The sequence below is a fragment of the Paenibacillus sp. GCM10027626 genome (assembly GCF_042676285.1).
In the GTDB taxonomy this organism is placed as follows: Bacteria; Bacillota; Bacilli; order Paenibacillales; family Paenibacillaceae; genus Paenibacillus_Z.
Map to the genome: position 1 here is coordinate 227504 of NZ_JBHTHC010000013.1, position 22411 is coordinate 249914.

Here is a 22411-nt window from a genome sequence, read left to right on the forward strand (position 1 = left end):
TTGGAGCCATGGTGGAAATTGACAAAAAAAGTGAAAATGAAAATTATGAAAAATGCAAAATAAAGGTTTTTGGTAGAGGAATTCATGACTTTCTGTCGAATAATTAAAAGCTGAATATCTACAGGATGTGATAGTGTGATTGAGATGCAAGACATATGGAAGACGTATGCGGACGGCACTCATGCTCTTCGCGGCGTTTCCGTTTTAATAGAACGCAATGAGTTTGTTTATCTGGTAGGTCCGTCCGGAGCCGGCAAATCTACATTTATGAAACTGATCTATCGGGAGGAGATTCCGACGAAGGGTCAGATTTCGGTTAACGGTTTTAATATTGGAAAGCTCAAGCCGCGCAAGATCCCATTTGTACGCCGTAATATTGGTGTTATCTTCCAGGATTTTCGTCTATTGCCTGCACTAAGCGCTTACGAGAATGTTGCATTTGCGATGGAGGTCATCGAGGCGCCTCGCAAATTGATTAAAAAGCGTACCATGGAAGTGCTGGAGCTGGTAGGGCTTAAGGGCAAGCATGGCAGCCTGCCGGCTCAGCTGTCCGGAGGAGAGCAGCAGCGGGTGGCAATCGCCAGAGCAATTGTCAATAATCCGGCGGTCATTGTCGCGGACGAGCCCACTGGAAATTTGGACCCGGAGACGTCATGGGGCATTATGAACCTGCTGGAAGAAATCAACTTCCGGGGAACGACAATTTTAATGGCCACACATAACCGGGAGATTGTGAACAGGCTCCGCAAACGCGTCATCGCGATTGAGAATGGCATCATTGCCCGCGATGAGGCGAGAGGGGAGTACGGATATGAAGATTAGCACCATTTTGCGTCATTTGCGCGAAGGGATGAAAAACATTGCACGCAATGGCTGGATGTCATTCGCTTCAATCAGCTCCATTGTCACCTCGCTGTTTATTTTGGGCAGCTTCGTGCTGCTTGCCCTCAATGTCAACAATTTGGCTGCTCAAATTGAAAGCCAAGTAGAAATTCGCGTCTTTTTACAGGTGGATGTCGATCAGGCGAAGATTGATCAGGTTCGCAATGAAATAGGCAATATATCGGAAGTGAAGGAAGTCCGCTTTGTATCCAAGGACGAAGGGCTTGACATTCTGCGCAAAAACTTAGGCGAAAGCGGCGATGAGCTGCTGGAGGGCTATGAAAAGGACAAAAATCCTTTGCCGGATTCTTTCACAGTAGAAGTATTTGATCCGCAATCCATTGCCTATGCCGCCAAAAAAATCGAAGTTATTAACAAAACGGACGAAAGCCATCCGATTGAAGGCATTAAGTACGGCAAAGGCAAAGTGGAAACTTTATTCAAGCTTACGAATGCGGTACGCAATATCGGTCTGGTCATTGTAGCCGGTTTGGCAGTGACAGCGATGTTTCTGATTTCGACGACAATCAAGACGACCATTATGGCGCGGCGCCGCGAAATCAGCATTATGAAGCTGGTTGGGGCGACCAATCATTTTATCCGCTGGCCGTTTTTTATCGAAGGGGCACTAATTGGACTTATTGGCTCGGTATTGACGACAGCCATTTTGTTGTTCGGCTATTCCAGACTAATACAAGTTTCACAATTCGAGCTCGGCTTGCTGATGATAAAGCTGGCGCCGATGAAGGAAGTTTGGTTTATCGTTTGTCTGCTTATTATCGGACTTGGCACACTGATCGGGATTTGGGGTAGCACACTGTCAATCCGTAAATATTTAAAAGTTTAGGCGGTGGAAAGGTGAAGAAGGGACTTGTTCTTCTTGCTGTTGTTGCACTGGCAGTTTATATATTCCAGCCATTCGGCGGCGAAGCAGCCTCTCAGGTGGATAAAATCAATAAAGAGCTCGATAAGGTGCGGCAGGAAATGTCTTCTGCTGCTCATCAGCGCGACGAGGCGGATAAGGAGCTTGAGGCTGTCCTGAAAAAACGGGATGAGACAGCAAAATCGCTTAGCGATTTAATGGAGCAAATCGAAATCGTCGGGACAAGAATTATGGGCGTACAGACGCAAATTGCCAAGACAGAGGAAAAGCTGTTCAAGATGGGAGAAGATTTGCAAGCGGCCACCGAACGGCTGGAGTCGCGCGATAAGCTGCTGCAGTCCCGGCTTCGCTTGATGTACACGAACGGTTCTGTTTCTTATTTGGATGTATTGCTGAACGCGACCAGCTTTAGCGATTTTTTGGATCGTTTTGATTCGCTGCAATCTATACTCGGTCAGGATCGGGATATTCTCGAAAGCCACAAAGAAGAGAGAGCGGCAATTGAGGTTAAAAAGGCCGAAGTCGAAAGTACGCTTGAAGAAGTGAAGGTGCTTTACGGCAAGATTAATACATATCAAGAGTTTCTTTTTGAGAAGGAAAAACAAAAAGAAGTCATGGTGCTAAGTTTGAATGAGCAAGCTGAAGCGCTTGAGGAAATCAGCGATGAGCAAGAAAAGATGCTGATGGAGCTGGCTAAAAAGGTATCCGACCTTGAAGAGCAGAAGCGTCTGGAGAAAAAACGGGAGGAAGAAGAACGGGAACGTAAACGGCGGGAAACCTCCAAGCCGGGCAAATCAAGCGGCAAAAGCGAGAAAGTGCAGCTGACCGGCGGAAAGCTGGGAATACCGCTGAAGGATTCATATCGCGTTTCCTCCGAGTTTGGTTATCGCACGCATCCGATTACCGGGAAGAGAAAGCTGCATGCCGGCATGGACATGGCTGCTCCGTCAGGAACTTCCATTTATGCGGCTGAAGCAGGAACCGTACTGGTAGCCCAATGGTGGAACGGCTACGGAAACTGTGTTATCATCGATCATGGTAACGGTCTGTGGACGTTGTATGGACATATTCGCCACGGCGGCATCTCGAAGGGAATCACTAAGGGAGCCACAGTGGAACGGGGGCAAAAAATTGCCGAAGTCGGCAGCACAGGACAGTCTACCGGCCCGCACTTGCATTTCGAGGTGCGCAAAAACGAGACACCGGTCAATCCGCGGGATTATTTGAAATAAAAGCTTCATAACTGATTGCAGAGCTGATGCTGTTTCCATAGAGCCGTACCCGAAAAAACAAATAATCGGGTGCGGCTTGTCATATACTAGCAACGTTGAGGGTGTTCGTATAAAGAAAGCGGGTGAAACGATGCAATTCAAAGGAAAAACAGTAATCGCATTTGTGCTGGTTACAATGGTGGCTTCTGTGCTTGTAACGCTGACGGTTGCAGATCGCTTGGTTGCGCTTGATAGCGGAGGAGCAGCCGGAAAGCTGGTATCTGGCGCTTCCGCGCAGCATAGCTTAAGCAAAAAAGAAATGGAGAAAATGAATGCCGTACTGCAGCTGATTGAAACGAAGTATTTTCGCGAGGTGGATCGCAGCAAAGTAATGGATGGGGCAATTGCCGGCATGATGTCTGCGCTTAATGATCCATACTCCGTTTATATGGAGGAAACGACTGCCCGGCAATTTTCTGAATCGATTGAAGGGTCGTTTACCGGCATTGGGGCCGAAGTTGCCTTGCAGGATGGACGGGTTACTGTAGTAGCGCCAATTAAAGGCTCGCCGGCGGAGCAGGCCGGAGTGCTGGCTAAGGATGTGCTGCTGTCGGTTAATGGCGAGAGCCTGGACGGTCTGTCCCTTAATGAAGCTGTAGCCAAAATCCGCGGTCCGAAAGGAACAAAGGTGAAGCTGACGATTCAGCGAGCCGGAATATCCGAGCCCGTTCATCTTGTTCTTGTGCGGGATGATATCGATTATGAAACGGTGTATGCGGAAATGCGCAATGATGGAATCGGCGTTATTGAGATTCGCCAATTTTCCCTAAATACTGGAGAACGCTTTAATGAGGAGCTGGAGCGCCTGGAGAAGCAGGGAATGAAGGGGCTCGTCATTGATGTGCGCAACAATCCGGGCGGGGTGCTGCCAGTGGTCGTTTCCGTCGCCCAGCCATTCGTGGCGGAAGGAAAACCGATCGTGCAGGTTGAAGACCGCAGCGGCAAACGCGAAAAAACGCTATCTAAGGGCAAGGGGAAAAACTACCCCGTCACTGTCCTTATGAATAAAGGAAGCGCAAGTGCGTCCGAAGTGCTGGCAGGGGCGCTGAAAGAGGCGGGCAGTGCAGTGCTCGTTGGCGAGACGTCGTTCGGCAAAGGAACCGTGCAGGTCAGCTACGATAAGGCGCTTGGCGACGGCAGCCTGGTAAAAATGACAATCGCCAAATGGTTGACTCCGGATGGCAATTGGATAAATGAAACGGGGATTAAGCCGGATGTCGAGGTATTACCGCCGGAATATTACACCGTTGCCCGGATGTCTAAAGGAAAGACACTGGTAAGGGATACGATTTCCGAAGATACCCGCAGCTTGCAAATTATGCTGAGCGCGCTAGGCTACAAGGTCGATCGCAAGGATGGCTATTTCAGCAGTACAACTGAAGAGAGCGTCCGGTCCTTCCAAAAGAAAGAGAACCTGCCGGTGACAGGAAAAGTGGATAAGAAGACGGCTGAGAAAGTGGAAGAAACGCTGATTATGTACATTCGCGATCATGCAAATGACGAGCAGCTGAACAAAGCGGTTGAGGTCACTAAGGAAAAGCTCAGCGGGAAAAAGGCGAGTTAAATCATTTGACGCAAGTGTATTGTTGATAGCATATGAACTGCAGGCGGCAGGATTTTTTGCTTGTATGTCGAAATGGTAGAAGGTTGGCTTCGCGCAGATGCGTTGCTGGCCTTCTTTTTTGATGAAACCTCTTACTCGGAGAATAATGAGGAGGGACTGAAGTTTGGATACAGCCATAGAATTGTTCCGGCAGGCTGGCTCGGCCATCGTGCAGCTGCTGCTTTCTCCATTTTATTATATTGCAATATTGCTTGTCGTTTTGCATGGGATGCGCCAGACGAGGCTGGAGCGAAGGCTGTTCCATGTTCGATTGCATATATGGCCTGCACTGCTGCTGCGTACAATAGCAGCGGGAGTGATCGTCGGCTTCATCATGTCAACGGCTGGCTTGTTTCTCGGTGTTGCTGTGACTGGCGAGGCAGTGTTGTGGATGTGGGGAGCGGCTGCGCTGCTCACTCTGTTCTCCGTCCGCTATTTATGCTTTGCGTATAGTGTTGGATTGCTAGGCATCGTGCAATGGCTGCTTGGCTTAACGTCGTTGGCGGAGCGGGGCGACTGGTTTGGTCAGGCAGCCGGATCGCTTGCGCAGCTGGACATTGCCGGTTTGCTGCTGCTCGTCGCATTGATGCATTTAACTGAAGCGCTGCTGGTAAGATGGCAGGGCGCACAGGCGGCGACGCCGTTGTTTCTGGAAGGGAAGCGCGGCAAGCTTGTAGGTGGCTATATGCTGCAAGGCTACTGGCCTGTACCGCTCATTATGCTAGTGCCTGGAATGACGCCGGAGGGAGCTGCCGTTGGCTTGCCATGGACGACGCTGCTCGATGGCTCGGCTCTTAGCGGAGGCGGCTGGTCGATGGTAGGATTCCCGATGATGATCGGCTTCTCGGAATTGACCCGCTCTTTGCTGCCGGCGGATAAAGCGCGCGCCGCGGCACGCGGTTTACTGTTATATGGGACAGTTGTCGCTTTAGCTGCAATAGGAGCGGCATGGTGGAAGCCGCTGCTGCCAATTGCCGCCGGATGTTCATTGCTGCTGCACGAGGGCTTGGTAATAATATCCCGTCTGCGTGAATCTGCGCGCAGCCCGATCTTTGTTCATGACGAGCGGGGGTTGAAGGTGCTTGCTGTTATTCCAGGCTCTCCGGCGGAGGCGATGGGGATTGTCGCGGGCGAAATTGTCCATAAAGTTAACGGCATGAAAGTGCGTACAGTGGAGGAGCTTCATACAGCGCTCCATATACATTCGGCGTTTTGCAAACTCGAAGTGTTCAACCTGGAGGGACAATTAAAATTTGTGCAGCGCGCGCGGTATGCGAATGAGCATCACCAGCTTGGGGTTGTACTCGCTCCGGATGACCGGGCCGGCTACTATGCCGTCCCCGGCGAAGCGTCTTTATGGAATCTGCTTCGCCGCGGCGGCAGTGCCCGTCAGCGGAATTCTCAGTCCACCTCATTCTAGCGTGCGAAGCACTGTAATTTCTACACGGCGGTTTTTTTGCCGGTTGGCGCTGGTTGTATTGGGAGCGACCGGCCGGGTGTCGCCGTATCCGGCGATTTCAAACTTGGCAGGCTCAAGTTTTGCTTTGTCAACGAAGTAACGCAGTACGGAAAGCGACCGGCCGGCAGACAGCCCCCAATTATCCTTAAATTCGCCGCCAGGCTGAATCGGGAGGTTGTCCGTATGGCCTTCTATGCTGACTGTATTCTCTAATTGCTTGAACAAGCTGGCCAACTTATCGAGTACCGGGATCGACTCCTTCTTGAGATCGGCTTTGCCGAGGTCAAACAGAAATTGATCAGACAGGCGAATGGCGATTCCCTTGTGCGCATCCTCAACAAAAACTTCCTTCTCCAGATGATTATCATTAATATACGATTGGACAACGCGCAATAAATCTTGAAGATCGCGTTCCATTTGCAATTTTGCCGCTTTGCGCCGCTCTTCTGCCGAATCGGCCGGTTTTGCCGGTTTGCCCTGCTGTTTCAAAGGTGCCGCAGAGCCGGTCAGCCCAGACCCCATTTCAATTACTGAATCTGACTTTAAAAATTCGAAATGCAGCGATTGAGCGAGCGCTTCGTATTTTTTCATATCGAGCTGACTCATCGCATACAGAATAACGAAAAAAATCATAAGCAATGTAATAAGATCAGCATAAGTAATTAGCCAGCGTTCATGGTTTTCCGGTGCGGCTCCCTTGCGGGAGCGTCTTTTATTCCTCCTTGGCATCGGCTGACACCTTCTTCGTCATCGTTATATCCTGTTCGATTGACATAAACGAGGTTAGCTTTTTGCGAATGAGCTGCGGATTTTCCCCGGCTTGCAGAGCAAGTATTCCTTCAAGCATCATTTCCATAAATAGAATTTGCTCGCTGCTGGCTGATTTAATTTTTGAAGCAAGCGGCAAATAAATAATGTTGGCGCTGGCTACACCGTAAAGCGTGGCTGTAAAAGCAACGGCGATCGACGGACCCAGCGAACCGGGATCGGACAGATTGCTCAGAACATGAATAAGCCCCATTACGGTTCCGACAATACCCATTGTCGGTGCATAGCCCCCGGCTGCTTCAAAAATTTTCGCCTGCTGCTCCCGTTTCCGCTCCAAAGCGTCAATTTCCATCTCTAATATTTGTTTTGTCAGCTCCGGATCCGTCCCATCCACTACCATCAATAAGCCATTGCGCAAAAATGGGTCCTCTATTTCATTTGTGGCATTTTCCAAAGCTAGAACGCCTTGACGACGCGCTACTGTCGCCATCTCAACCATTTTTTCAATTCTGGCCTCCGGATCAATTTTCGGCCTCCGGAAAGCGTGGCGCAGCGCATCGGGAATTTGCCGCAGGAGCGCAGCCGGAAAACTGACAGCTACTGCGGCAAAAGTGCCCCCGAGCACAATTAATAAAGCCGTTTTTTCAAACAAGCTGCCCGCATGCCCGCCTTCCCATAGAAAGCCCAAAAATAATGCTAAAATTCCTGCAATGATGCCAATGATAGTGGTAATGTCCATCGTTATTATTCACGCCCCGTCTTAAATAGTTTACCGGGCAGTCTTTAAAACCAAGTTGCTAACATTCACCGATTGCATCAGACCGCCAAAATCGGTATAATAAACGAATGAGAACACACATTCTTATGGTATTTGGCCAATTAAATTGCATGATCCTGTCTATTTTATCGGAATTTAGGGGCATACCTTTAATAGGCCTTTGCGATTATATAGCATTTATAAAGTTAACCTGATAAATGCTATATAATTTAAGGGGAAGAAACTTGTTTCGCGCCAAGGAGGCGTCAACCGTTTCTTCTCATGGTAACAACTTTAAGAGATAACAGATATATCGGAGTTCATATGCTTTGTGCTTGCAAAGCTGGTGATAGAAGCATGACAAGCTCAAGATGCGAGGTGGAGAGGGATGGAGATGCAAGATTCGAGGATGAGAAAATCCTTCGAATTAAAATCCGATTATAAACCGCAAGGAGATCAGCCAAAAGCGATCGATCAATTGGTTGAGGGTGTGAAAGCCGGAACAAGATATCAGACGCTTCTCGGAGCGACAGGAACAGGGAAGACGTATACAATTGCCAATACAATTGCCAAGCTGAACAGGCCAACGCTTGTCATTGCGCACAACAAGACATTGGCGGCACAGCTGTGCAGCGAGTTTAAGGAGTTCTTCCCTGATAATGCCGTCTCCTACTTTGTCAGTTACTACGATTACTATCAGCCGGAGGCATACATCCCTTCTTCCGATACGTATATTGAGAAAGATTCAAGCATCAATGACGAGATCGACAAACTGCGCCACTCGGCAACCAGCTCATTGTTTGAACGGACCGACGTCATCATCGTTGCCAGCGTGTCTTGCATTTACGGTCTCGGTTCCCCGATGGAGTACGGCAGCCTTGTGCTGAGCCTGCGGCAGGGGATGGAGAAGTCGCGGGACAATATCTTGCACAAGCTGGTCGATATCCAGTATCAGCGCAACGATATTAATTTTGTGCGCGGTACTTTTCGTGTTCGCGGCGACACGATCGAGATTTTCCCGATCGGCAACAATGAGCGGGCGGTCCGGGTCGAATTGTTCGGCGATGAGATTGACCGCATTACGGAAATCGATGTGCTTACAGGCGAAATCATTGGTGAACGGGAGCACATCGCTATTTTTCCAGCCTCTCACTTTGTAACGAATGAAGATACTATGCGCGCTGCACTTATCAATATAGAAGCGGAACTGGAGGAACGTCTTGCTGAACTGAGGGGGCAAGGCAAGCTGCTGGAAGCCCAGCGGCTGGAGCAGCGAACACGTTATGACATCGAGATGATGCAGGAAATGGGCTTCTGTTCGGGCATTGAGAATTATTCCGGCCCGTTAACCTTCCGCGAACGCGGCGCCACACCGTACACATTAATGGATTATTTCCCGGACGATATGCTTGTCGTAGTCGATGAATCCCATGTTACATTGCCGCAAATCCGCGCAATGTACAATGGTGACCGTGCCCGTAAGGAGGTCTTGGTTGAGCATGGTTTTCGTCTGCCTTCGGCACTGGACAATCGTCCGCTGCGCTTCGAGGAATTTGAAGATAAATTAAAGCAGATCATTTATGTTTCGGCTACACCGGGCCCATATGAACTGGAGCATTGTCCGGAGATGGTCGAGCAGATTATTCGGCCGACCGGGCTGGTCGATCCGGTTATAGAGGTGCGTCCGACTAAAGGGCAGATTGACGATTTGCTTGAGGAGATTCGCGAGCGGATCGCCAAGGATGAGCGTGTGCTCGTCACCACGTTAACGAAGAAGATGGCCGAAGATCTGACCGATTATATGAAGGATGTCGGCATCAAGGTGCGCTACCTGCACTCGGATATCAAGACGCTGGAGCGGCTGGCTATCCTGCGCGATCTGCGGCTGGGCACTTTCCATGTTCTGGTGGGCATTAACCTGCTGCGCGAAGGCTTGGATTTGCCGGAGGTATCGCTGGTAGCGATACTGGACGCCGACAAGGAAGGCTTCCTGCGCGCCGAGCGGTCGCTGATCCAGACGATAGGCCGTGCTGCCAGAAATGCCGAAGGGCGCGTCATTATGTATGGCGACAAGATAACGGATTCGATGGATAAAGCGATCCGTGAAACCGAACGGCGCCGTACGATTCAGCTGGCCCATAATGAACAGCACGGCATAACGCCGCAAACCATTCGCAAAAAGGTGCACGATGTTATCGAGGCGACTAAGGTTGCGGAGCAGAAGAGCGAGTATTTGGCTGGAGCGGGCTCGGGCAAACTGTCAAAAAAGGAGCGGCAGACGCTCATCGGCAGGCTGGAAGCAGAAATGAAGGATGCAGCCAAAAATTTGCAGTTCGAGCGGGCGGCAGAGTTGCGTGATGCGCTTTTGGAATTGAAGGCGGAGACGGAATAGTCGTCACATTCTAACCGAAATCAATGAATCGGCTGTCGGGTGAGCGGAATTGCGCGCCGAAGGATAGCTGTAAAAGAGGAGAGAGACGATAGTGGCCAATGATTCCATAGTCATCAAAGGGGCGAGAGCCCACAATCTGAAAAATATCGATGTGACGATTCCACGCGATAAATTTGTTGTATTGACCGGGTTGAGCGGCTCGGGCAAATCCTCCCTTGCATTTGATACGATTTATGCCGAAGGACAGCGCCGGTATGTTGAATCTTTGTCGGCCTATGCCCGCCAGTTTTTAGGCCAAATGGAAAAGCCGGATGTAGATTCGATCGATGGGTTGTCTCCGGCGATTTCGATCGATCAGAAGACGACCAGCCGCAACCCGAGATCGACTGTAGGCACTGTTACAGAAATTTACGATTACTTGCGCTTATTGTTTGCGCGAATCGGCAAGCCGCATTGTCCGGAGCACGGGGTAGAAATAACGGCCCAGACAGTCGAGCAGATGGTCGACCGCATTATGGAATATCCGGAGCGGACAAGGCTGCAAATTATGGCGCCAATCGTATCCGGCCGGAAGGGCGAGCATACCAAGCTGCTTGCAGATATCCAAAAGCAAGGCTTTGTTCGTATCAGGGTAAATGGCGAGCTGCGCGAGTTAAGCGAGAAAATAGAGCTGGAGAAGAATAAAAAGCACAATATTGAAGTGGTTGTGGATCGTATTGTGGTGAAAGAGGATATTCAGACAAGGCTGGCAGATTCACTGGAGACCGCGCTGAAGCTTTCGGATGGACAAGTGCTGGTCGATGTCATGGATAAAGAGGAGCTGCTGTTCAGCTCCAAGCTAGCTTGTCCGCAGTGCGGATTTAGCATTGATGAGCTGGCGCCGCGGATGTTTTCCTTCAATAGCCCATTCGGTGCTTGTCCTGATTGCGATGGCCTCGGCGCCAAGATGATTGTGGATCCTGATCTGCTCATTCCGCATCCGGGCAAATCGATTGAAGAAGGCGCTTTTGAAGCATGGGCAGGGAGCACTTCCAATTACTACCCGCAGTTTTTGGAAGCCGTGTGCAACCATTATGGCATCCCCCGGGATGTGCCTGTAAGCGAACTGTCGGCTGAGCTGATGAAGAAGCTGCTGTATGGGACAGGGGGCGAAAAGGTACGATTCCGTTATGAGAATGATTTCGGCTATTCCAAGGAAGCTTTCGTTCCTTTTGAAGGAATCGTGCACAATCTGGAACGCCGTTATCGCGAGACCGGCTCTGAAGGCATCCGCGAGCATATCGAGCAATATATGAGCGCCAAGCCATGCAGCGGCTGTAAAGGGCATCGTCTGCGCAAGGAAACGCTGGCAGTCACCATTGGTGAGCAAAATATCGCCCATGTAACTTCGCTTTCCATTGGCGGAGCGCAGCAATTTTTTGATCATCTGGAGCTCAATGAGAAGGAGCGGACAATCGCTCATCTTGTGCTCAGGGAAATCAACAGCCGCTTAGGTTTTCTTGTCAACGTCGGCTTGGAATATTTGACGCTTAACCGTGCGGCAGGCACGCTATCCGGCGGCGAAGCGCAGCGGATTCGGCTGGCAACGCAAATCGGCTCCAGCTTAATGGGCGTATTATATATATTGGACGAGCCGAGCATCGGGCTTCATCAACGCGACAATGACAAGCTGATCCAGACTTTGGAGCATATGCGCGATCTGGGCAATACGCTCATCGTGGTAGAACATGATGAGGATACGATGCTGGCATCCGACTATATAATCGATATTGGGCCAGGGGCGGGGATACATGGCGGCCGGGTAATAGCGCAAGGTACGCCTGCCGAGGTAATGGCTGATCAGCAATCGTTGACTGGCGCTTATTTAAGCGGGCGCAAATTTATCCCGGTCCCATTAAAACGGCGGAAGACGAATGGCAAATGGCTGGAGGTGCGCGGGGCCAAAGAGAATAACCTGCGGGGACTCAATGCCAAATTTCCTCTCGGGGTATTCACTGCCGTTACCGGTGTATCCGGCTCAGGCAAATCAACGCTTGTTAACGAGATTTTATATAAGACATTGGCGCGGGATTTGAATAAAGCGAAAACTCGTCCCGGCGAGCATAAAGAGATCCGCGGTCTGGAGCATATTGAAAAAGTAATCGATATTGATCAATCGCCGATTGGACGTACTCCGCGTTCGAATCCGGCAACATACACCGGCGTGTTTGACGATATTCGCGACTTGTACGCAACGACGACCGAGGCTAAAGTACGCGGCTACAAGAAAGGCCGCTTCAGCTTCAATGTAAAAGGCGGGCGCTGCGAATCTTGCCGCGGGGACGGCATCATCAAAATAGAGATGCATTTCTTGCCTGATGTATACGTGCCGTGCGAAGTCTGCAAAGGCAAACGCTACAACCGCGAAACGCTGGAAGTGAAGTACAAAGGCAAAAGCATTGCGGAAGTGCTGGAAATGACAATCGAGCATTCATGCGATTTTTTTGCCAATGTTCCGCGTATTCATCGCAAACTGCAAACCTTGCTTGATGTAGGCTTAGGCTATATGAATCTAGGCCAGCCGGCAACGACGCTGTCGGGCGGTGAAGCGCAGCGAGTTAAATTGGCTGCAGAGTTGTATCGCCGCAGCACTGGCAAGACGCTTTACATTTTGGATGAGCCAACCACAGGCTTGCATGTCGATGATATCGATCGCTTGCTGATCGTGCTTCATCGTCTGGTCGACTCAGGTGAGTCTGTGCTCGTCATAGAGCATAATCTGGATGTCATCAAGACGGCCGATTATTTGATCGACTTGGGGCCTGAGGGAGGCAATGGCGGCGGAACAATTGTCGCTACCGGAACTCCAGAAGAGGTTGTCCGCGTCGAGCAATCTTATACAGGACGTTATTTAAAGCCGATTCTCGAGCGCGATGCAGAGCGTACACGCGCAGCGCAGGAACAGGCAGAAGAGATAGCCGCCGGACAGGCCAAGTAAGTGCGTCATTCATGCTAATCTTCATTTCTTACATGCAGGGGGATAGGCCTGCTTGTGAGAAATGAAGATTTTTTGTGTACTGTAACGTTATAATTGTCGCTGTGGATGGACAATTTATAGATGTGACAAAGTTGTTACGATTATGAATTCGGACTTGCAAGGAAAGCCTGTAACAGCTAACATGGATTAATATAGGATACGTGCGAAAAAAAGGAGGTCTCCTCATGTTTCTTGCAGAGGAAGCTGTACAAGCTGGAAGCAAATTTGATCCGTTTGATATTATGATGCTTCTATTTACAGTAGTGATTTTCATCGGTCTGGTGCGCCTGCTTAAAGCTCGTCAGAAAAACCTGTTTGCAATTGGATTCACGACGGTATCGCTCGCTGTGTTTCTGTTTGCTAACTATGTCATGGTTTTCAAAGTATGGTTAGGTTAGGTTAAACTATCATAGCTGCTGAGGTCTTGTGCTGACAGGACTTTGGCGGCTTTTTTCGTTTCTTTACACGAAAAAGGGCGGTGCCGATCGTCGCCATGCGGCGACGTTCGATACTGCCCTTTGCTTGTTTTTAGATCAAATGATTAAACCCACCACATTTCACCGAGCGGCTCGCGGATCAGCACTTGTTTCAAGTTTTCCACAGCTTTGGTGAAGCCTTCATCGATGGACATCAAGCCATCCTCATGCTCAATGCTTACAACATAGTCGTAGCCTACAAGGCGAAGCGCACTTATGATATCCGCCCATGTCTTCATGTCGTGACCATAGCCAACGGTACGGAACTGCCAAGCACGGTCGAGCATCAGCGTGTAGGATTGCATATCTGTTACACCGTGTTTATGGATGTTAACAGGGTCGATTGACGTATCTTTAGCATGGAAATGATGGATCGCACCGGCGCGGCCAAGAATTTGCACCGCTTGTACAGGGTCGATGCCTTGCCACCACATATGGCTAGGATCAAGGTTGGCGCCGATCGCATCGCCTGCCGCTTCGCGAAGACGAAGCAATGTAGCCGGACTGTGAACGGAGAAGCCGCCGTGCAGCTCGAGGCCGATTTTCACATTATGCTCAGTAGCAAGCTTGGCAATTTCAGTCCAGTAAGGAATGACTTTCTCTTCCCACTGCCATTTCAAAATATCTTGATAGTCATTCGGCCAAGGCGCAACAGGCCAATTCGGATATTTGGCATCCTCATGGTCGCCAGGACAGCCGGAGAATGTATTGACAACCGGAACTCCAAGTTTGGAGGCAAGTACAATTGTTTTACGAATCAAAGCATCATGCTCGCTGGCAATCGCCTTTTGCGGATGAAGCGGGTTGCCGTGGCAGCTGAGTGCGCTTATCGTCAGACCGCGGGATTCAACCGCTTCTTTGAACGCTTTCAGCTTGCTTTCATCGGCCAGCAAAGTGTCCGGATCGCAGTGGGCGTTGCCCGGATATCCGCCAGTGCCGATCTCAATGGCATCCAAACCTTTAGCAGCAATGTAGTCAAGCGCTTCTTCGAACGGTTTTTGCGCGAACAGTACAGAAAATACACCAAGTTTCATCTTGCTTTAACCTCCCGTATGCGAAGTTGGAATATGGCTTTATTATAGCATGCCCACTCGGCCAGCATAAGCCGCTAACTGGTCAAATGACAAGATCACATAATTATTCAGCTAAAAGTGTTTCACGATACTTCCAGAAGGAAAGCGGTGGTATCGCCATTCATGGTCTGGTAAACTAGAAGGACTAGCAAGCTGAAAAGGAAGGCTGACGACAGATGACGAGATGGAGACGCGAGGATATCGAGCTGCTGGCACCTGCCGGCGATTGGGAATGTATGCGGGCTGCAGTTGCGAATGGAGCGGATGCGGTATTTTTTGGCGTGGAAAAATTTAATGCCCGGGCAAGAGCGAACAATTTTTTGGTGGACGAACTGCCTGAAATTATGGCATTTTTGCATAGCTATGGGGTAAAGGGCTTTTTGACCTTCAATATACTTGTATTTGAGGATGAGCTGGAGTCCGCCAAGCAATTAATCAAAGCTTGTATTGATGCAGGGGTCGATGCTGTAATTGTTCAGGATTTGGGGCTGGTTAAGCTGATCCGCGAGCTGTCGCCGGATTTTCCGATTCATGGCTCCACGCAAATGACGATTACTTCGCCTGAAGCGGTGGAATTTACTAAACCGTTCGCTATTGAACGAGTTGTACTGGGACGAGAAAATAATTTGAAGCAAATTCGTACGATCGGCGAGCAGGCGAAGCTGCCGATGGAGGTTTTTGTTCATGGCGCCTTATGTGTCTCGTATTCCGGCCAATGCCTAACATCGGAAATGTGGGGCGGACGCTCGGCGAACCGCGGGGAGTGCGCCCAGGCATGCCGGTTGCCTTATGATTTGATGGTTGACGGCGAGCAGAAGCCGATGGGCGATATCACCTATTTGTTGTCGCCTAAGGATTTGGCTGCGGTGGAGCTGGTGCCGGAATTAATAGAAGCAGGCGTGTCCTCCTTCAAGATTGAAGGGCGCCTGAAAAGTCCGGAGTATGTCGCAAATGTTGTCAGCAAATATCGCGCAGCGATTGACCGTTACTTTGACGGAGACCAGTCAGCGCCTTCCAAGGAGGAAATACGCGAGCTGCAGCAAAGCTTTTCCCGCGGCTTTACCTACGGTTTTCTCAAAGGTACAAACAACAAGCAACTGGTAGAAGGAACATTTCCGAAAAGCCGCGGCGTCTACCTTGGCCGAGTCGAACGGATATTGCGGGATGCAGTAGTATGCCGACTGGAAGCTCCGCTCAAACGTGGCGACGGTATCGTCTTTGATGCCGGAGATCCGACGAAGAAGGAAGAGGGCGGCCGTGTCTATGATCTGCGGCGCCAAGGCGTCAAGCTGGAAGGCGAGGCGCAGGAAGGGACGCGTCTAGAACTGGTGCCAGGCCGTAATGATATCGATTTGCGCAGGGTTCATGTCGGGGACCGGATTTGGAAGACGAGTGATCCGGCGCTGGACCGCCGACTGCGCGCTACCTTTGAGACAGATAAGCCTTACCGGGTATTTCCGCTGCATCTCAAGGTGCTTGGCGTGTTAGGCCAGCCGTTGCGGACCTGGTGGACAGATGTTCAAAAAGGGACGACGGTGGAAATTGTGTCGGAGCTTGAGTTGGAGCAGGCGCAAAAGCGGCCGATGGACGAAGCGCTGCTTGAGGAGCAGTTCGGACGTCTTGGCGGCACGATCTATCAATTGGAGTCGCTGGTTGTGGAGTTGCAAGGGGATTTGATTATTCCGATGCGCGAGCTGAATCGGATGCGTCGTGAAGCGGTCGAACGGCTGGCTGGCGAACGGCCTAAGCCTCCGGTCTATACGAAACGGGAGGTTGATCTGTATGCGGATGCAGTGGATTCGGCGGCGGCCGCTTCGGCTGCAGTTGGTGCGGCAAACAATGGATTAAAGACGCAATTGACGGCCCTCTGCCGCAGTTTGCCGCAGCTGGAGGCGGCAGTTTATTCGGAAGTGGCCATGGTTATAGCCGACTTTGAATTTATTAAGCAGTTTCCAGCGGCAATAGCGCTTGCGCGTGAAGCGGGTAAACCGATTGCGCTTGCGACGCCGCGGATTCATATGCCGAATGAAAACGGCTACCATGCTAACATTTTGAAGCTGCAGCCCGATGCGGTATTAGTCCGGAATACCGGCGCCCTTTATTACTATTTGCGTGCCAAAGCTTCGGGTAATTATGAATCATTCCCTAAGTTGATCGGCGATTTTTCATTAAACATTGCCAACCATAAAGCGGTCAGTCTGTTCCTCGATGCCGGCTGCGAGGCTGTAACGCCGTCCTATGATCTCAATGTGCAGCAGATGTTTGACCTGTTGCGCCGCGCGGATACATCGCGGATGGAGGTCGTCATTCATCAGCATTTGCCGATGTTTCATACCGAGCATTGTGTATATTGCACATTTTTAAGTGAAGGCACGGACTTTACAAACTGCGGCAGACCATGTGAGGAGCATCGGGTTTCTCTGCAGGACCGGATTGGGATGTCCCACCCGGTACGTGTCGACGAAGGCTGCAGAAATACAGTCTATAATGCCATTGAGCAATCTGGTGCGGAATATTTGCGCCAATTTGCCGACCTTGGAGTCGCTTCCTTCCGCATTGAGTTTTTGGAGGAGACGGCAGATAAAGTCAATGAAGTTATACAGTTGTACAGCGATGCGCTGGCGGGGCGGATTACAGGCACGCAGGTTTGGCGGAGCTTGAAGGCGATCAACCAGCTTGGGGTAACGCGCGGACAACTGGTGAAGTAGGCAGGGCTGCATAAAAATGTTGTATAATTTTCAAGAGGCTGCTCATAAGTCGTTTTTTACGACTTATGAGCAGCCTCTTTTTTAATATTTTTTCTGGGCAAGTGTGGTCTAATCTAAACGGATGTCATGGCCGCTATTTTCGGAAAATTCTACCGATCCGAGATTGTAAGGGAACTATAAAGGCTTTCGATTTTCTGTGGACTATTTGTCGCTGAAGCAGGCAACTGCGAGTTATGCGGACACAGGATCCGTTATTTTGTCGAAACCCGGCTCATTCGGAGGTTTCGCCGATCCGTTATTAGCTGGTTTTGCCGGGTTTTCGTGGTGTTTTGAGGCAAATAACGGATCTACGGAGGCTGTCGATTTTCTTTGAACAACGATTTTTTGTCGCAGAAACTGGCAACTGTGAGTCACGCGGATAAATGATAAGATGATTCTTTATTGCTTGAAATAACAACGTTTTTGTCAATTTTATATGAAAAATCATATAAAATTGACCTAAGGGCAGGAAACACGATGAATCTGTATGAAAAATCATATAAAATTGATCATTTTGCGCTTATTCCAAGGATTATATATGAAAAATCATACAAATTTGACCTTAGAGCAGACGAACTCGATGAATCTGTATGAAAAATCATACAGAAGTGACCTTAGAGCAGGAGAAAGGCAGCCAACGGAAGCACGGTCTGCTCAGTCCAGCTTCACCCGTACTTACAGATGTTCAGAATTAATCGACAGCCTCCTACGGTCCGCAAGCAGGTCGTTTCAGCTGTTTTATTCACAGATCACGGACCCACGGTCCCCTCCGCTCCCACCGCTGCCAGCGATGAATGAATCAAATCACATTGGATTTCAGGGGAGGTTCCCTCCATGATACTTTCGAAAACAGAACCGCCTATTAAAATACCCGAAAAAAGTGATTGCCGCTACAGAAATGATTGCCGACGGTGAAGTATGATCTAACTGGAATGCGTCTAGTCATCTATGTCTCTAAAACCGCCAGGCGGATGTCGATTTACAAATATGATGAAGTCGGGACATTTAACCGGACTGTTGTTTTACAGGCCGCTTTTTATGCTGATCTATGCAGCTTGGGCAGGGATTTTGACGAATCGCCGCGAATATTAGCTATTGTAGGAACAAGTACGCAGGACTGACTTTGAAGAAAAGAACGCGAGGATCAGAAGAATGGGACAACGTAACGAGTTAAGCAGGCAAAAGGACGCATGTGTTAATGAGTTGCTCGCACTAGAGCAAGCCATCTTGGATGGACAGATGTTATCTGTTGAAAAACTGCAAGCGATTCCCGTTGAGTTGCGAAAAAAATCGCCGTTGTTGCTGCAAGCCGAGTGTGAGGACGGATTGCTGCAGGGCAAACTGTTTGAGACGAAGCAGCTGCTGGAAACTGCACTGAAGGGCTTTGCTGCCCAAGCTAACGAATCGGCCATGCTGGCTATGATGGGCATGCTGGGCCTATTGTATGAGCAGGCTGGCGATCAGGATGAAGCGATGCCTATCGTTATTTTGCTTATTCAGGAATGGGAACGCAATCCTGAGGGATGCAGCGGCTTTGTTCCGTGGGCGTTGGCGCGTGCAGCACTTCATGGCGAGCGCTCGTTAACGGTTGGCAATGCTGCTGCTGATTCTGATTTGTTATATTTATCTGCCGTAGAACGATTTGGCAAAGAGGCTCGTCCTCTATGGGCGGCTTTTGTCATGCTGGATCGGTTGCTTCATGACCCGCAAATTGGAAGTGACCCGAGCTCGGAATGGAGGCTTCGTTTGGATTGGCTGGATCGCCATTTGCAAAAGGATGAGCTCGGATTAGTGCTGAGAAAGCTTTTAACGACGGCGCAAGCCGATAGCGGGATGATCGCGTATTTGCCGGCTCGTTATGCCTACTTGGTCAGAGTGGTACTGATGAAGGAGCGGCTGGAACGGCCGGAGCAGCCGGAAGCCAGCGATATTCAAATACAATTTTATGCTGCAGCTGCGGCCGCCGAACGACTAGCGCAGGAAGGAGAGCAGCATGCGGCGCAGGCCCAGTTGGCGTTCATGCAGCGGCTGCAAAAGCAGCTGGATACAGCTGCTACCCGGCAAAGACTGCTCGAAGTAACAGCTGCACTTTCTGTTTCGTCCTCCAGCCCAAGCAGTGAGCATAATCTTTCCGGCGACTTGTTCGCGCCAAGAAGCAGCGCCATTGCAGAGTCTAAGGCAATGCCTGACCGCAAGTGGCGCATTAAGCTAATGGGGGACATGCGTTTCAGCTCGACTGACGGACTTACTATGGAGCCGGTGTGGAAGCGGCGCCGCGCAGGCGAACTGCTTGTTTTCTTATTATTGCAGCCAGGGTATAAAGCCAATCGCGAGCTGCTGCTGGAGCGGGTATTTATTGGCGGCGCTGCCGACAAGCGGTCCAATCAGCTGTATGTAACGCTGCATGACCTCCGTCACACTTTAAAGGAGATGGGGCTGTCCGAAGCCGTATATGCAAAGCGGGGCGTAATCGGCCTGGATGAACAGGTTATCGACCAAATCGATGTGGAGAGCTATGTGGCCTTGTCCCGTGTCGGCGATCAGCTCTGGATGGATGATCGGGAAGCAGCCTGTCGACTGTATGATGAAGCTATGCCGCTTTATGGCTCATTGGCCTCTGAATTGCCCCAGGCAGAATGGCTGTCGAGACTGCGCGAGCAACTGCTTGACCGGCAGACGAATTTGTTGAAGCGCTTGGCGTTTTATTATAGCGAGCTGCAGGATGATGTGCGCGCTGAACAAAGGCTGAATGAATGGATCGCTCTCCGGCCTGATCAGGAAGAAGCCTATGAGATGATGATTCGTCATTGTTTGGCTAAAGGGCATCGCGCGGAAGCGATCAACTGGTATCGGCGACTGGAGCGTATTTGCAAGGATGAACTAGGGATCGAGCCGCTGGAAGCGACGAGAAGCTTGATATGGGAATGAGAGTATGGAAGCGGACAGGAGCAAGAACGCTTTACCGCAAGCTGCTGCTCGTATATGTTTTCACCTTGCTGGCGGCAATGCTGATTGCTCACGGCGAAAATATATTGGTGCTAAATATTCCGTTTAATGAACTGCGCTCCTTTTACACGCCGGCGTCGTTTGGCAGCGCTATCCTGGTAGCGATTCTGATGACGGTATGGTCTGTGAAGTGTCTGCAGCCTGCATTTGCGATCGAGGAGCCTCCTCACTCCATTCACAAGGAACATAAGACGGATCATCTGGAACGCTTGCTTCGCCATCCATATGAGCTGTTAATCGGCTTTACGCTTTTTGGGGGGATCTGCTCCCTTCTGTATCACATTGTGGAGATCGGATATGCGAGAATTAATCATACAGTTGCTGCGGAGATTAAATGGTTAGAGCTGTTTGCAGTAATGGCCGGCGAGGCGGGAATGACGCTAGCGATTGCCGTTTTTCTTTTTACAACGGTACAGCGGCTGCTGCGGCCGTACGTTCTGGAATTTATGCAGCAGTCGGCATTAACTGGAAAAAAAGTATCGTTTGTCGTTCCGTTGATTGTGACATACAGCAGCACTTTTCTAATGACAGTCCTTAATTTATTTCAGCTCGCGGTAAACTCCGATGGATCAGGCCATTCGCGCAACCCGCTGCTTGTAGGCTTGATCGCGTTGTTCTTTTTTTTACTTGGGATAGCGTTATTTGGTTATATCACCTTCCAGTTCAAAAGTGAGCTTCGTTCACTAATTGAGCATATCCAGGAATTGGGCCTGCGCGGCAGAGATAAGGTTGGCATCCGGATGCCGGTTATGTCCAATGACGAAGCGGGAGAGCTGGCTGCGGTCTTTAATGAGCTGCAAGCGCGGACAGATCGCGAATATGAGGCGATTGAGCGCGAACTCAAGCTGGCCTACAATGTGCAGCAAAAGCTTCTGCCTCCAGGAGATCTGACGATTGGGGCGTATCGGATTACGGCGCGCTGCCGGCCGTATCGAGAGGTAGGGGGCGATTTTTTCGACGTCGTTATGCTGGGGCCGCATAAATTTGCGGTGATGATTGGGGATGTTTCGGGAAAAGGAGTGCCTGCCGCCCTGCTCATGTCCGCCTTGCTGGTGTTATTTCGTGCCGAAATAAAGCGCAATGGCGCGCCAGGCGAGGTGCTGGCCCGGATGAACCGGCAGCTGTGCGAGGCGATGGGCGATGACGGCGCCGTAACGATCGGGGTTGGCATTATCGATTCCTTGCACGATACGCTGCAGTATGCCAGTGCCGGACATTTATCTCCGTATATTGTCAGCGCCAATGGTCAGCTTTCTGCTATAGAGAGCAGCTCCCTGCCGATCGGCTTCGATACTGATATGGTGTATCGAGAGCAGACATTGCAGCTTCAACCCGGCGACCGCCTCATTTTATATACGGATGGTATTATTGAGTCGCTCGACGGACGGGGAAGAATGTATGGCTTTGAAGGTTTGGAAAAAGAAATTGTCTCTTGGCATATGATTGACAATTTGCCGAAGATCGTGGATGAATGGTTGGAGAGAATGGATAATCGCACAAAGTCTGAAAATGATGACCGGACGATCGTTGTGCTTGAATTGGTGCAGGCATATCTTAGTGAAGCGGTGCAGCGGGGAGCGAGAACTTCGGCGATCGGGGACGAACAATTCTCAAAAATGCCGGCAGGCCATATGTTCACCCACGAAACCGCGCTGCGCAGTAAAGCGGGGACAGAAAGACAGGCAGCAGAGGAAGTTGGCGGTTTTATCGTAAAATGCTGGCCGGAAACGGGCCTGCGGGAAGATGTACAGACTTCAGTGTCAGAAGCTATTATGAATGCAATGGAGCATGGCAACAAGTTCGACCCGATGACGCAGGTTGTGATCCAGGTGCAAATTGGCTCATTGCTTGCAGTTATTCGTATTTACGACGAGGGCGGCGGATATTTTCCCCGCGTTTCGCGTGACGAAGAGGAGATGGCGAAGAAAAGAGAATCGGATGACCCTCGCGGATGGGGTCTTGTCATCATCGATTCTCTCGCAGATTATTGGGCTACAGGTCGGGATGAACGAGGCTTCTATATGGAACTGTACTTCATGCGTAAAATGGACACAGAACGAGAACAACAAGGAGTGTGA

The 22411-nt window shown here is 50.2% G+C and carries 14 protein-coding genes; 11 read left to right on the forward strand and 3 right to left on the reverse strand.

Translation table 11 applies throughout. The features are described 5' to 3' along the window. The first annotated feature begins 135 nt into the window (after positions 1-135). The 5 genes from ftsE (at position 136) to ACFQ0N_RS23995 (ending at position 6059) form a co-directional block, all read left to right on the forward strand. Positions 136-822 (forward strand): cell division ATP-binding protein FtsE, encoded by a 687-nt coding sequence (ftsE, locus tag ACFQ0N_RS23975; protein ID WP_379331008.1) that lies wholly within the window; start codon positions 136-138, stop codon positions 820-822. Beyond that, a complete protein-coding gene (gene ftsX, locus ACFQ0N_RS23980) occupies positions 812-1729 on the forward strand; it encodes a permease-like cell division protein FtsX (protein ID WP_379331010.1) in 918 nt (305 codons plus the stop codon). Before ftsE ends, ftsX begins: the two co-directional genes overlap by 11 nt. An 11-nt stretch (positions 1730-1740) precedes the next feature. Then, positions 1741-2997 (forward strand): murein hydrolase activator EnvC family protein, encoded by a 1257-nt coding sequence (locus ACFQ0N_RS23985; protein WP_379331012.1) that lies wholly within the window; start codon positions 1741-1743, stop codon positions 2995-2997. A 130-nt stretch (positions 2998-3127) separates the two neighbouring features. Beyond that, positions 3128-4600 (forward strand): S41 family peptidase, encoded by a 1473-nt coding sequence (locus tag ACFQ0N_RS23990; protein ID WP_379331014.1) that lies wholly within the window; start codon positions 3128-3130, stop codon positions 4598-4600. A 163-nt stretch (positions 4601-4763) separates the two neighbouring features. After that, a complete protein-coding gene (locus tag ACFQ0N_RS23995) occupies positions 4764-6059 on the forward strand; it encodes a PDZ domain-containing protein (RefSeq protein ID WP_379331016.1) in 1296 nt (431 codons plus the stop codon). Here ACFQ0N_RS23995 and ACFQ0N_RS24000 read toward each other — a convergent pair. After that, positions 6051-6827, reverse strand: coding sequence for a flagellar motor protein MotB (locus ACFQ0N_RS24000; RefSeq protein ID WP_379331018.1), 777 nt, complete (start codon positions 6825-6827; stop codon positions 6051-6053). The two genes, ACFQ0N_RS23995 and ACFQ0N_RS24000, sit on opposite strands and share 9 nt — an antisense overlap. Then, positions 6811-7605 (reverse strand): flagellar motor protein, encoded by a 795-nt coding sequence (locus ACFQ0N_RS24005; protein ID WP_379331020.1) that lies wholly within the window; start codon positions 7603-7605, stop codon positions 6811-6813. Before ACFQ0N_RS24005 ends, ACFQ0N_RS24000 begins: the two co-directional genes overlap by 17 nt. A gap of 412 nt (positions 7606-8017) precedes the next feature. Here ACFQ0N_RS24005 and uvrB point away from each other — a divergent pair, with 412 nt between their 5' ends. The 3 genes from uvrB (at position 8018) to ACFQ0N_RS24020 (ending at position 13429) form a co-directional block, all read left to right on the forward strand. Further along, positions 8018-10015 (forward strand): excinuclease ABC subunit UvrB, encoded by a 1998-nt coding sequence (uvrB, locus tag ACFQ0N_RS24010; protein WP_379331063.1) that lies wholly within the window; start codon positions 8018-8020, stop codon positions 10013-10015. A gap of 91 nt (positions 10016-10106) precedes the next feature. Then, complete coding sequence (uvrA, locus tag ACFQ0N_RS24015) at positions 10107-12992, forward strand: excinuclease ABC subunit UvrA (protein ID WP_379331022.1); 2886 nt, start codon at positions 10107-10109, stop codon at positions 12990-12992. A gap of 224 nt (positions 12993-13216) precedes the next feature. After that, positions 13217-13429: a hypothetical protein gene (locus tag ACFQ0N_RS24020; protein WP_379331024.1), complete on the forward strand. Its 213-nt coding sequence runs from the start codon at positions 13217-13219 to the stop codon at positions 13427-13429. 143 nt (positions 13430-13572) lie between these two features. On the opposite strand, the gene ACFQ0N_RS24025 is transcribed toward ACFQ0N_RS24020, so the two are convergent. Beyond that, positions 13573-14541, reverse strand: a complete 969-nt coding sequence (locus tag ACFQ0N_RS24025; RefSeq protein WP_379331026.1) for a sugar phosphate isomerase/epimerase family protein — start codon at positions 14539-14541, stop codon at positions 13573-13575. A gap of 215 nt (positions 14542-14756) precedes the next feature. Here ACFQ0N_RS24025 and ACFQ0N_RS24030 point away from each other — a divergent pair, with 215 nt between their 5' ends. The 3 genes from ACFQ0N_RS24030 (at position 14757) to ACFQ0N_RS24040 (ending at position 22411) form a co-directional block, all read left to right on the forward strand. Next, on the forward strand, positions 14757-17288 hold the full coding sequence (locus ACFQ0N_RS24030) for a U32 family peptidase (protein ID WP_379331028.1): 2532 nt from the start codon (positions 14757-14759) through the stop codon (positions 17286-17288). A 1191-nt stretch (positions 17289-18479) separates the two neighbouring features. Further along, positions 18480-20255: an AfsR/SARP family transcriptional regulator gene (locus ACFQ0N_RS24035; protein ID WP_379331030.1), complete on the forward strand. Its 1776-nt coding sequence runs from the start codon at positions 18480-18482 to the stop codon at positions 20253-20255. Beyond that, complete coding sequence (locus tag ACFQ0N_RS24040; RefSeq protein WP_379331032.1) at positions 20246-22411, forward strand: ATP-binding SpoIIE family protein phosphatase; 2166 nt, start codon at positions 20246-20248, stop codon at positions 22409-22411. The genes ACFQ0N_RS24035 and ACFQ0N_RS24040 overlap by 10 nt, the downstream gene beginning before the upstream one ends.

Coding starts and splice junctions, on each gene's coding strand:
- ftsX (WP_379331010.1), top strand. CDS start 812: ATGAAGATTAGCACCATTTTGCGTCATTTGCGCGAAGGGATGAAAAAC.
- ACFQ0N_RS23990 (WP_379331014.1), top strand. CDS start 3,128: ATGCAATTCAAAGGAAAAACAGTAATCGCATTTGTGCTGGTTACAATG.
- ACFQ0N_RS24000 (WP_379331018.1), bottom strand. CDS start 6,827: ATGCCAAGGAGGAATAAAAGACGCTCCCGCAAGGGAGCCGCACCGGAA.
- ACFQ0N_RS24005 (WP_379331020.1), bottom strand. CDS start 7,605: ATGGACATTACCACTATCATTGGCATCATTGCAGGAATTTTAGCATTA.
- uvrB (WP_379331063.1), top strand. CDS start 8,018: ATGCAAGATTCGAGGATGAGAAAATCCTTCGAATTAAAATCCGATTAT.
- ACFQ0N_RS24020 (WP_379331024.1), top strand. CDS start 13,217: ATGTTTCTTGCAGAGGAAGCTGTACAAGCTGGAAGCAAATTTGATCCG.
- ACFQ0N_RS24025 (WP_379331026.1), bottom strand. CDS start 14,541: ATGAAACTTGGTGTATTTTCTGTACTGTTCGCGCAAAAACCGTTCGAA.
- ACFQ0N_RS24030 (WP_379331028.1), top strand. CDS start 14,757: ATGACGAGATGGAGACGCGAGGATATCGAGCTGCTGGCACCTGCCGGC.
- ACFQ0N_RS24035 (WP_379331030.1), top strand. CDS start 18,480: ATGGGACAACGTAACGAGTTAAGCAGGCAAAAGGACGCATGTGTTAAT.
- ACFQ0N_RS24040 (WP_379331032.1), top strand. CDS start 20,246: ATGGGAATGAGAGTATGGAAGCGGACAGGAGCAAGAACGCTTTACCGC.